General features: G+C 61.9%; 11 protein-coding genes. 2 read left to right on the forward strand and 9 right to left on the reverse strand.

Features of this window, described 5'->3' with window-relative positions; genetic code table 11:
• Positions 1–74: 74 nt before the first annotated feature.
• Genes NUV89_RS24270 through NUV89_RS24290 form a run of 5 tightly spaced genes read right to left on the reverse strand, consistent with a single transcriptional unit; the run spans position 75 to position 3,998 of the window.
• Positions 75–710: an SCO family protein gene (locus NUV89_RS24270; RefSeq protein ID WP_257783319.1), complete on the reverse strand. Its 636-nt coding sequence runs from the start codon at positions 708–710 to the stop codon at positions 75–77.
• A complete protein-coding gene (cyoE, locus tag NUV89_RS24275) occupies positions 707–1,606 on the reverse strand; it encodes a heme o synthase (RefSeq protein WP_257783320.1) in 900 nt (299 codons plus the stop codon). The genes NUV89_RS24270 and cyoE overlap by 4 nt, the downstream gene beginning before the upstream one ends.
• Positions 1,594–2,673: a heme A synthase gene (locus NUV89_RS24280; RefSeq protein WP_257783321.1), complete on the reverse strand. Its 1,080-nt coding sequence runs from the start codon at positions 2,671–2,673 to the stop codon at positions 1,594–1,596. Before NUV89_RS24280 ends, cyoE begins: the two co-directional genes overlap by 13 nt.
• A 10-nt stretch (positions 2,674–2,683) precedes the next feature.
• Entirely contained in the window at positions 2,684–3,268 is a 585-nt protein-coding gene (locus NUV89_RS24285) for a hypothetical protein (RefSeq protein WP_257783322.1), read from the reverse strand.
• Positions 3,234–3,998: an SURF1 family protein gene (locus NUV89_RS24290; protein WP_257783323.1), complete on the reverse strand. Its 765-nt coding sequence runs from the start codon at positions 3,996–3,998 to the stop codon at positions 3,234–3,236. Before NUV89_RS24290 ends, NUV89_RS24285 begins: the two co-directional genes overlap by 35 nt.
• Positions 3,999–4,026: 28 nt before the next feature.
• Here NUV89_RS24290 and NUV89_RS24295 point away from each other — a divergent pair, with 28 nt between their 5' ends.
• On the forward strand, positions 4,027–4,230 hold the full coding sequence (locus NUV89_RS24295; protein ID WP_016978774.1) for a twin transmembrane helix small protein: 204 nt from the start codon (positions 4,027–4,029) through the stop codon (positions 4,228–4,230).
• Between the two features lie 6 nt (positions 4,231–4,236).
• Here the strand turns inward: NUV89_RS24295 and NUV89_RS24300 are convergent, their stop codons facing one another.
• From NUV89_RS24300 to coxB, 4 genes are all read right to left on the reverse strand, one after another.
• Entirely contained in the window at positions 4,237–5,124 is an 888-nt protein-coding gene (locus NUV89_RS24300; protein WP_257783324.1) for a cytochrome c oxidase subunit 3, read from the reverse strand.
• A 35-nt stretch (positions 5,125–5,159) separates the two neighbouring features.
• Positions 5,160–5,711, reverse strand: coding sequence for a cytochrome c oxidase assembly protein (locus NUV89_RS24305; RefSeq protein ID WP_257783325.1), 552 nt, complete (start codon positions 5,709–5,711; stop codon positions 5,160–5,162).
• A gap of 144 nt (positions 5,712–5,855) precedes the next feature.
• Positions 5,856–7,442 carry a cytochrome c oxidase subunit I gene (gene ctaD, locus NUV89_RS24310; RefSeq protein WP_257783326.1) on the reverse strand — a complete coding sequence of 529 codons (1,587 nt, stop codon included), beginning with the start codon at positions 7,440–7,442 and terminating at the stop codon, positions 5,856–5,858.
• A gap of 58 nt (positions 7,443–7,500) precedes the next feature.
• Positions 7,501–8,628 carry a cytochrome c oxidase subunit II gene (coxB, locus tag NUV89_RS24315; protein ID WP_257783327.1) on the reverse strand — a complete coding sequence of 376 codons (1,128 nt, stop codon included), beginning with the start codon at positions 8,626–8,628 and terminating at the stop codon, positions 7,501–7,503.
• A 366-nt stretch (positions 8,629–8,994) separates the two neighbouring features.
• On the opposite strand from coxB, the gene NUV89_RS24320 reads away from it, so the two are divergent.
• Complete coding sequence (locus NUV89_RS24320; protein WP_257783328.1) at positions 8,995–9,642, forward strand: hypothetical protein; 648 nt, start codon at positions 8,995–8,997, stop codon at positions 9,640–9,642.
• Positions 9,643–9,730: the final 88 nt, after the last annotated feature.

Below are 9,730 nucleotides of genomic sequence, written 5' to 3' on the forward strand. Positions count from 1 at the left end.
TCAGTCGATAGATTCGTAGCTGATACACCGCATTCGCGAGCAAGCCCGCTCCCACATTTGTTTTGCGTTGCTAGTTACTTGCGCTGCAACAGGCTAGGCAGTTGCGCGATCAACTTCTGATTATTCAACGGCGCCCGGATAAACCCGCGCTGGGTCCCGTCCGGCCCGATCAGCGCCAGGTTGCCGCTGTGGTCCACCGTGTAGTTCGGCTTGCTGGTATCGGCCGGAATGAACGGGATACTCACGGCATTCGAAACCTTCTGCACCTCATCCACGTTCGCGCCGGTCAGGCCAACGAATTGCGGGTCGAAGTAGCCCAGGTACTGCTTGAGCTGGGTCGGCGTGTCGCGGTTCGGGTCAACGCTGACCAGGATCACCTGCAACTTGTCCACCGCCTCCTTGGGCAGCTCACTCTTGATCTGGCGCAGTTGGGCGAGGGTGGTCGGGCAGATGTCCGGGCAGAAGGTGTAGCCGAAGAACAGCAGGCTCCACTTGCCCTTCAACTCATTGACCAGCACCGGCTGGCCTTCCTGATTGGTCATGGTCACAGGCGGCAGCTGGCGGCTTTGCGGCAGCAGGATAATGCCGGCGTCGATCAGCGCGGTGGGGTCGCCCTGGCCTTTGCCACTGAGCACTTTGTTGACGGTCAGGCCCATGATTAACGCGACAATGGCCACCAGGATAAAGACGGTTTTTTGAGTACGGGTCATAGGCTCAACAGTAGGTAATGGTCGACGAGCAGGGCGATAAACAGCAGCAGCAGGTACCAGATAGAGTACTTGAAGGTGTTGATCGCCGCGTGCGGCTGAGCGCCACGGTACAACACCAGGGCCCATTGCAGAAAGCGCGCGCCCAATACCAGTGCACACACAAGGTAGAGCAGGCCGCTCATGTGGATGACATAGGGCATCAGGCTCACCGCCAGCAGGGCGAACGTGTAGAGCAGGATATGCACCTTGGTGTAGTGCTCGCCATGGGTGACCGGCAGCATCGGAATGTCGGCCTTGGCGTATTCCTCCTTGCGATGGATGGCCAGGGCCCAGAAATGCGGCGGGGTCCAGGCGAAGATAATCAGCACCAGCAGCAAAGGCTCGGCGCTGATATGGCCGGTGACGGCGACCCAACCCAGCAGCGGCGGCGCCGCACCGGCCAGGCCTCCGATCACGATATTCTGTGGCGTCGCCCGCTTGAGAAAGCCGGTGTAGATCACCGCATAACCCAGCAGCGAAGCCAAGGTCAGCCACGCCGCCAACGGGTTGGTGAACGCCAGCAGCAAGGCCAGCCCTGCAACCGCCAGTAACAATGCAAAGACCAGCGCCGCCACGGGCGACACGCGCCCTTCGGCCAGCGGCCGTTTGTGGGTGCGCGCCATCACCGCATCGATGCGCCGGTCCACCACATGGTTGACCGCCGCCGCACCGCCGGCACACAGGGCAATCCCCAGGTTGCCGAACACCAGCACCGCCCACGGCACGCCGGCACGGGTGGCGAGGAACATCCCCACCAGCGAGGTGACGAGCATCAACACCACCACTTTCGGCTTGGTCAGCTCCAGGTAATCACGCCAGATCGCCTGGTGTTGACGCGCGCCGATCAAGGTCGCCATGGCATCTCTCCTTTAAGGGTGATGAGGCCCGAAACATGTTTGCGCGGGATAAAACGCCAGCCGAACGGCAGCTGATTGCGCACCCGCACCAGGCTGGTACGAGCGTGATAGTTGACCAGCACCAGCGTCAGCAGCAACGCCGCGCCGCCGGCGTTATGCCCGACCGCCACCGGCAGCGGCAGGTGGAAATACACATTGCTCAAGCCCAGGCAGATTTGCGCGCCCAGGGCGATCAGCAGAAGGCCAGCCAAACGGGTCATGCCCACGGCGCGCAGTTGCCAGGCCAGCCCCAGCAGCACCAGCGAAACCACCACCGCGCCCAGGCGATGGGTCAGGTGAATCGCCGTGCGCGCCTCGCTGTCCAGTTGCCCGCCCAAATAGTTGGGCCCGATGTGCTGGGTCAGGTGAAAGCCATTGGCAAAGTCCGCCGCCGGCCACCACTGGCCATGACAGGTCGGCAGATCGATGCAGGCCACCGCCGCGTAGTTGGAGCTGACCCAGCCGCCCAGCGCAATCTGCCCGATCACCAGCACCAGCCCGGCCGTCGCCCAATATTGCAGGCGCTTGGGCACGATCAGCGCAGGCAGCACGCCGGACAGGCGCAGCGTCAGCAGAAACAGCAGGCTCAAGGTGGCAAAGCCGCCCAGCAGATGCCCGGTCACCACCTGCGGCCACAGCTTCAACGTCACCGTCCACATGCCAAACGCGGCCTGGGCGAACACCACCGCCAACAGGAACAGCGGCAGCTTCACCGGCTGGCCCGGGTCGCGGCGATGGCTCCACGAACGCGCCGCCAGCAGCACGATCAGCAGGCCCAAGGTGCCGGCGAAGTAGCGATGAATCATCTCGCTCCAGCCCTTGTCCGCCTCCACCGGCGTGTCGGGGAAGTGCAATTCGGCGTGGGCCAGTTGGGTTTCGCTTTGCGGCACGCTGATAAAGCCGTAGCAACCCGGCCAGTCCGGGCAACCGAGGCCGGCGTGGGTGAGGCGGGTATAGGCGCCGAGCAGCACGACGATCAGCGCCAGCAAGGTGGCAAACAACGCGAGGCGAAATCCAGGTTTGGCCATGACGATGCCCTTATCCGATATTCGACAGTTTCAGCAGGTGGCGCAGGTCGTTGAGCAAGTCCTTGCCCTTGACCGTGGCGTCGTAGCGCAACACCAGGTTGCCGTGGGGATCGACGATCCATAGCTGCGCATCGCCCGGCGCGGCGGCGTCCTTGCGGAACGTCGGCAGGTCCAGCGGGTAGCGTTGCAGTTGCGGGTATTCGACCTTCAGCTTGGCCTCGTACTCAGTGCTCAGCGGCTGCGCGCTGGCCAAGGCATGACTGGCGCGGGACGCATCACGCCCCAGGCCGATTTGCAGCTGGCGCGCCAGGTACACCAGTTGCTGGCAGTCGGCAGTGCAAGCGGCGGGCGCGGTGACCAGTAACTGCCAGCGCTCCTCATCGGCCTGCACGCCGATGTCGGCGCGGGTCTGGCCGTTGCCGATCATCTCGCCGTGGTAACTGCGGCTGTCCGGCACCCAGAACTGCAATTTGTACATGAACGTGGCCAGCGCCATCGGCCCGATCACCATCAGCAGGATCAGGATCAGCTGCCAGCGGCCTTTACGCCGGTCCGGCGCCTCAGACATGTTGAGTGGATTCATGGCCGCTCCCATGGGACTTCTCCTTTTTGTTGTGCCAGCCGAGGTAGAGATAAAGCGCCAGCAGCGCCAGCGACATGGCGAACCATTGCACGGCATACGCCAAGTGTTTTTCCGGGCCCATGGCCACGATCGGCCAGCTGGTTTCGTAGGTACCGGGACCGGCTTCAGCCCGCAACTCGTAGACGAAACCGTTGCGACCCAATTCATTCCACAGCGCCCCAGGGTGCAGGGCGGTCAGCAGGCGCGGCCATTGCGCGGTCGCAGGGTCGGCATGCAACTGGAAGGTTTCGCCGGGAGCCACATACACCCAGGCGTCGAGGTTCACCGGCGCTGCCGGGGTGGTGAAGGCGGGCGGGGTGCGTCGGTCTGGCCAGGGCAGCCAGCCGCGGTTGAGCAACAGCCAGAGGCCGCTGGCCTGGTCGTGGAAGGGTTGCAGCAGCTCTACGCCGGCCTTGCCGTCGCGCATGCGGTTGTCGAGCAACACGCTGTGTTCGGCATCGAATTGGCCGCGCAAGCGCACGCGGCGAAAGGCCGGGTCCGCCATGTCGTTGAGTTGCGCGCTACTGATCGGCTCGGCCGCGCGCCGTTCGGCGTAACTGTCCACCAGCAGCTGCTTTTCATGGCCGCGAGACAGCTGCCAAAACCCCAGGCCCACCATCAAGGGCAACAGCACCAGCACCACCAGTGTCGGCGCGATCCCGGGGCGAAAGCATTTTATGGCGCTGGCTATACTTGTTTTCATTGCCCGCCCATCCCATTGGAGCCCGACCATGCTCAAAGCCGCTATTGCCCTGATGCTGATCGCGACCGTTGTGAGCCTGTTCAGTGGCTTGTTCTTTCTGGTCAAGGACGAGGGCAACTCCAATCGCCTCGTCACTGCCTTGACCGTGCGTGTCGTGTTGGCCGTGATAACCGTGGCGCTCATCGCCTGGGGCTTTTTCAGCGGCCAGCTGGTTTCTCACGCGCCGTGGTAACGCGCCTCACAGCACATAGACGAAGAAAAACAGGCCGATCCACACCACATCCACAAAGTGCCAATACCAACTCGCCGCTTCGAAGCCGAACTGATGCTCGGCATTGAAGTGCCCCTTGAGGATGCGCATCAGCATCACAAACAGAATGATCGTGCCGATGGTCACGTGGGCGCCGTGGAAACCGGTGAGCATAAAGAACGTCGCGCCGTACACGCCCGAGCCCAAGGTCAGGCCCAGCTCTTTGTAGGCGTGGATGTATTCCTCGGCCTGGAACCCGAGGAACGCCAACCCCAGCAGCACGGTGATCGCCAGCCAGATCTTCAGCGCACCGCGATGACCTCTGCGCAATGCGTGGTGGGCGATGGTGATGGTCACGCTGGAACTCACCAGCAGGATGGTATTGACCAGCGGCAGACCCCACGGGCTGATCGTCCCTTCGGGCGCGGGGTACAGTTTTGGGTCAGGGTTGTTGAGCAGCGGCCAGGCAAACTCGAAGTTCGGCCACAGCATGTGCGCGACACCCTTTGACCCTTCGCCCGCCAACCACGGCGCCGACAGGTGCCGTACATAAAACAGTGCACCGAAGAATGCGATAAAGAACATCACCTCGGAAAAGATGAACCAGGTCATGCCCCAGCGAAACGAGCGGTCCATCTGCGGGCTGTACAAACCGGCGCGGCTTTCCTTGATGACCGCACCGAACCAGCCGAACAACATGTAGGCCAGCAACAACCCGCCGACGAAAAAGATCCACGGGCCGTGGGATTCCGGGCGTGCGGCCTTGAGATCGTTGAACCACACGGCCAGGCCGTACACCGTGACCAGCATGCCGACCGTGGCAATTATTGGCCATTTGCTTTGCGCTGGTACGTAGTACGTATCATGAGACGACATGTATTCGCTCTCCTGATTGAGGGGGCAAACAGTAGCTAGCCGCCGCTGTGGACGGCCAGCGGCGGTTGGCGCGCAGTGATATCAAACAGCGTGTACGCCAGGGTCAAATGCTTCACATCCTTGGGCATGTCGCGATCGACGATAAAACGCACCGGCATCTCGATGCGCTGGCCCGGCTGCAACACTTGCTGGGTAAAGCAAAAGCATTCGGTCTTGTGGAAGTACATCGCCGCTTCCGCCGGGGAAATACTCGGCACGGCCTGGGCGGTCATGGCCTTGTCGGTAGGGTTGTAGGCCACGAACAGCATCTCGGTCACGGCACCGGGGTTGACCACCACCTCATCGGCCTTGGCGTGGAACTCCCAGACCATGTCGATGGCATTGGTGGACAGGAACTGCACGCGCACCTGGCGTGAGGGGTCCACCACCTGCGAGCCTTCGTACTGCCCGGCGGTCTTGCCGTTGATGCCGAATGCCTTGCACATCACGTCGTAGATCGGCACCAGGGCGAAGCCGAAGGCGAACATGGCCAGCACCAGGATCAGCAGGCGGGTGACCAGGCGCCTGATGGGCACGGACTCAGCCATCACACCCCCCCAGCTTTTGATTTTCTGTGGGAGCGGGCTTGCCCGCGATAGCGGTGTGCCAGGCACTGCATGTGGCGACTGACACTCCGCCTTCGCGGGCAAGCCCGCTCCCACACTGACGGTGTTCACAATCCCACAACGTGTTCATTTGACCTCCGGCGGCGTCGTGAAGGTGTGGTACGGCGCCGGCGAAGGCACGCTCCACTCCAACCCTTCAGCGCCATCCCACGGCTTGGCCGGTGCCGGCGGGCCGCCACGGATGCACTTGATCACGATAAACAGGAAGAAGATCTGCGTGGCGCCGAACATGAACGCGCCAATCGACGACACCATATTGAAGTCGGCGAACTGCAGGTTGTAGTCCGGCACCCGCCGCGGCATACCCGCCAACCCCACAAAGTGCATCGGGAAGAACGCCATGTTCATGCCCACGAAAGACAGCCAGAAGTGCAGCTTGCCCAGGGTTTCGTCGTACATGTGGCCGGTCCATTTCGGCAGCCAGTAGTAGGCCGAGGCGAAGATGCCGAAGATCGCGCCGGGCACCAGTACGTAATGGAAGTGCGCCACCACAAAGTAGGTGTCGTGGTACTGGAAGTCCGCTGGGGCAATCGCCAGCATCAGCCCGGAAAAACCGCCGATGGTGAACAGGATCACGAACGCCACGGCAAACAGCATCGGCGTCTCGAAGGTCAGCGAGCCTTGCCACATGGTGCTGACCCAGTTGAACACCTTCACCCCCGTCGGCACGGCGATCAGCAGGGTCGCGTACATGAAGAACAACTCGCCCACCAGCGGAATGCCGACCACGAACATGTGGTGCGCCCACACGATGAACGACAGGAACGCGATGCTCGCCGTGGCGTACACCATCGAGGTGTAGCCGAACAACGGCTTGCGCGAGAAGGTCGGGATGATCGAGCTGACGGCGCCAAACGCCGGCAGGATCATGATGTACACCTCAGGATGGCCGAAGAACCAGAACACATGCTGGAACAGCACCGGGTCACCACCACCGGCCGCGCTGAAGAAGCTGGTGCCGAAGTGGATGTCCATCAGCATCATGGTCACGCAGCCCGCCAGCACCGGCATCACCGCGATCAACAGGAACGCGGTAATCAGCCAGGTCCACACGAACAGCGGCATTTTCATCAAGGTCATGCCCGGCGCGCGCAGGTTGAGGATGGTGGCGACCACGTTGATCGCGCCCATGATCGAGCTGATGCCCATCAGGTGGATGGCGAAGATGAAGAACGTCACGCTTTCCGGCGCATAGGTGGTGGAGAGCGGGGCGTAGAAGGTCCAGCCGAAATTCGGCCCGCCGCCAGGGGTGAACAGGGTCGAGACCAGCAACAGGAACGCCGCCGGCAGCAGCCAGAAGCTGAAGTTGTTCATGCGCGGCAGGGCCATGTCCGGCGCGCCGATCATCAGCGGGATCATCCAGTTGGCCAGGCCGACAAACGCCGGCATCACCGCGCCGAACACCATGATAAGGCCGTGCATGGTGGTCATCTGGTTGAAGAAGGCCGGCTCGACGATCTGCAGGCCGGGCTGGAACAGTTCCGCACGGATCACCATGGCGAACGAGCCGCCGAGCAGAAACATGATGAAGGCGAACCACAGGTACATCGTGCCGATGTCTTTGTGGTTGGTGGTCAACACCCAACGCATCAGGCCTTTGGCGGGGCCGTGGGCGTGGTCGGCGTGACCATGGTCATCGATCACTGTGCTCATGGCCGTTCTCCTGCAGGCGAGTGGGCGGGGCCGGTCGAGTTGGACGCTCTGAAGTCAGTCATTTGCTTTCCGCCTGTTTCAGGGCCAACACGTCTTTGGGCGTGACCATGTCGCCTTTGTTGTTGCCCCAGGCGTTGCGCTCGTAGGTGACAACGGCGGCGATATCCACTTCCGAGAGCTGCTTGCCGAACGCCGCCATGGCGGTGCCGGGCTTGCCGAAGTAGACGCGGTGCAGGTGGTCTTCCTTGGGCCCGGTGGCGATTGGCGAGCCCTTGAGCGCCGGGAACATCGGCGGCAGGCCCTGGCCCTCGGCCTGGTGACAGGCCACGCAGGCGGTGTGGTAGACCTTGTCGCCACGGGCCACCAGCTCTTCCAGCGTCCACTCTTTGGAGGTCAGCTCCTTGAGCTTGGCAGCTTCGTCTTTGCGCGCCGCCAGCCAGGTGTCGTAGTCGGCCTTGGACTTGACCTCGACCACGATCGGCATGAAACCGTGGTCCTTGCCACACAGCTCGGCGCATTGGCCACGGTAGATGCCGGGCTTCTCGACGCGGGTCCAGGCCTCGTTGACGAAGCCGGGGATGGCGTCGCGCTTGACCGCAAAGGCCGGCACCCACCAGGAGTGGATCACGTCGGCGGCGGTCACCAGGAAGCGCACCTTGGCACCCACCGGCAGCACCAGCGGCTGATCGACTTCCAGCAGGTAGTGCTCGCCCTTGGTCGCCTGGTTATGGATCTGTTCGGCAGGGGTGGCCAGGTTGCTGAAGAACTCCACGTCCTGGCCCAGGTATTTGTAGTGCCACTTCCACTGGTAGCCGGTGACCTGGATATCGATATCCGACTCACTGCTGTCGTAGATATTGATGAGGGTCTTGGTTGCCGGAATGGCCATCGCGACGAGGATCAGCAGGGGCACCACGGTCCAGAGGATCTCCACGGTGGTGCTCTCGTGGAACTTGGCGGCCACCTGGCCCGTGGACCGGCGGTGCAGGATCATCGACCAGAACATCGCGCCAAACACGATGATGCCGATCACCACACATATCCAGAAAATGGTCATGTGCAGGTCAAACACAGCGTGGCTGACTTCAGTCGCCCCTGGCGCCATATTCGTGGTCCAGGCGGCGTGCGCCTGGCCGAATACCGACCACAACAGAAGGCCCATCCAAACGTGTGGATGTCGCGTCATGCGGGTTCCCCTTATCGTTCTTGTTATCCCGCCGGTTTGCACCTGCGTCGAAGGGAGCGGCTTCCATACTGCTTACAACCGCTTAGCCTCACCTGCTTATGCAGTCTGGCGTCATCAGCTAATTGCTTACAAAACCGAGTATAGACAGCACCTGCAACCCCGCAATGTGTGGGGACAAATCAGCGAAAACAGACGGGCGGAGCCAATAAAACCGGGGGCGGAATCGTTTATCCGACGAACGATGGCATTTCGATATAACGCAGGCGCATAACCATGAAATAATTATGACAAATGCGTCTGAGGCGCTCGTATAAACGAGCTACCTTATCCTCTCCCTTTTCCTACGCCTGCATCACTGGAGCCCTCATGAACACCGCCGCATTGCGCGAGCAGATTTCCCGTGCCCAACAACACGAAGCCAGCACGGGCCAGCTGGCCCAGCAGCTGGAAACCCAATTGCCGCACCTGCATTCGGCCATCTCGTTGGCTGACGGTGATCGCAACATTGTCATGACGCGCTTCGTGACCGCCTACATCGACCTCGTTCCGGACTTGCTCGATGCCGCCAACGACGTGGCCCGCGAGGCCGGTATCGAAAGCCAGATCAAGCCGGTACTGAAGATCGCCGAGCAATTCTTCCTGCAACCGCCCGCGATCCTCGCCGGGCATGAAGGGCTCGATGGCCTGCTGGACGAGGCCTACCTGGCTCATCGCCTGGTGGAAGAAGTAAACGATCTGTATATCAAGCATTTCGGCCAGCCGTTGATCCCGGCGGACACCACCGTGGCCAACCTGATTGCGCACCAACTGATCGGCGAAGAATTTGCCAACAGCCTGGATGAAGCGGTGCATCTGGCGGTGGATGAGATGCTCAACGAAGACAGCTTTGCGCTGGAATCGGTGGAGGCTTATCGCGAAACGCTCAAGAGCCCGGACACGGAAGCGGCGTGGAAGCGCTGGCCGTGCCTGTCTCGCCAACTGGGGGTTGAGCTGGCGTTGGACCAACCGGCCTGATTTTCGAGGCGGGTGAAGAACAAATGTGGGAGCGGGCTTGCTCGCGAAAGCGGTGGATCAGTCGGCACACCTGTTACTGACACACCGC

The sequence above is a fragment of the Pseudomonas sp. 18.1.10 genome (genome assembly GCF_024655625.1).
Classification (GTDB): domain Bacteria; phylum Pseudomonadota; class Gammaproteobacteria; order Pseudomonadales; family Pseudomonadaceae; genus Aquipseudomonas.

Coding starts and splice junctions, on each gene's coding strand:
- NUV89_RS24270 (WP_257783319.1), bottom strand. CDS start 710: ATGACCCGTACTCAAAAAACCGTCTTTATCCTGGTGGCCATTGTCGCG.
- cyoE (WP_257783320.1), bottom strand. CDS start 1,606: ATGGCGACCTTGATCGGCGCGCGTCAACACCAGGCGATCTGGCGTGAT.
- NUV89_RS24280 (WP_257783321.1), bottom strand. CDS start 2,673: ATGGCCAAACCTGGATTTCGCCTCGCGTTGTTTGCCACCTTGCTGGCG.
- NUV89_RS24285 (WP_257783322.1), bottom strand. CDS start 3,268: ATGGGAGCGGCCATGAATCCACTCAACATGTCTGAGGCGCCGGACCGG.
- NUV89_RS24290 (WP_257783323.1), bottom strand. CDS start 3,998: ATGAAAACAAGTATAGCCAGCGCCATAAAATGCTTTCGCCCCGGGATC.
- NUV89_RS24295 (WP_016978774.1), top strand. CDS start 4,027: ATGCTCAAAGCCGCTATTGCCCTGATGCTGATCGCGACCGTTGTGAGC.
- NUV89_RS24300 (WP_257783324.1), bottom strand. CDS start 5,124: ATGTCGTCTCATGATACGTACTACGTACCAGCGCAAAGCAAATGGCCA.
- NUV89_RS24305 (WP_257783325.1), bottom strand. CDS start 5,711: ATGGCTGAGTCCGTGCCCATCAGGCGCCTGGTCACCCGCCTGCTGATC.
- ctaD (WP_257783326.1), bottom strand. CDS start 7,442: ATGAGCACAGTGATCGATGACCATGGTCACGCCGACCACGCCCACGGC.
- coxB (WP_257783327.1), bottom strand. CDS start 8,628: ATGACGCGACATCCACACGTTTGGATGGGCCTTCTGTTGTGGTCGGTA.
- NUV89_RS24320 (WP_257783328.1), top strand. CDS start 8,995: ATGAACACCGCCGCATTGCGCGAGCAGATTTCCCGTGCCCAACAACAC.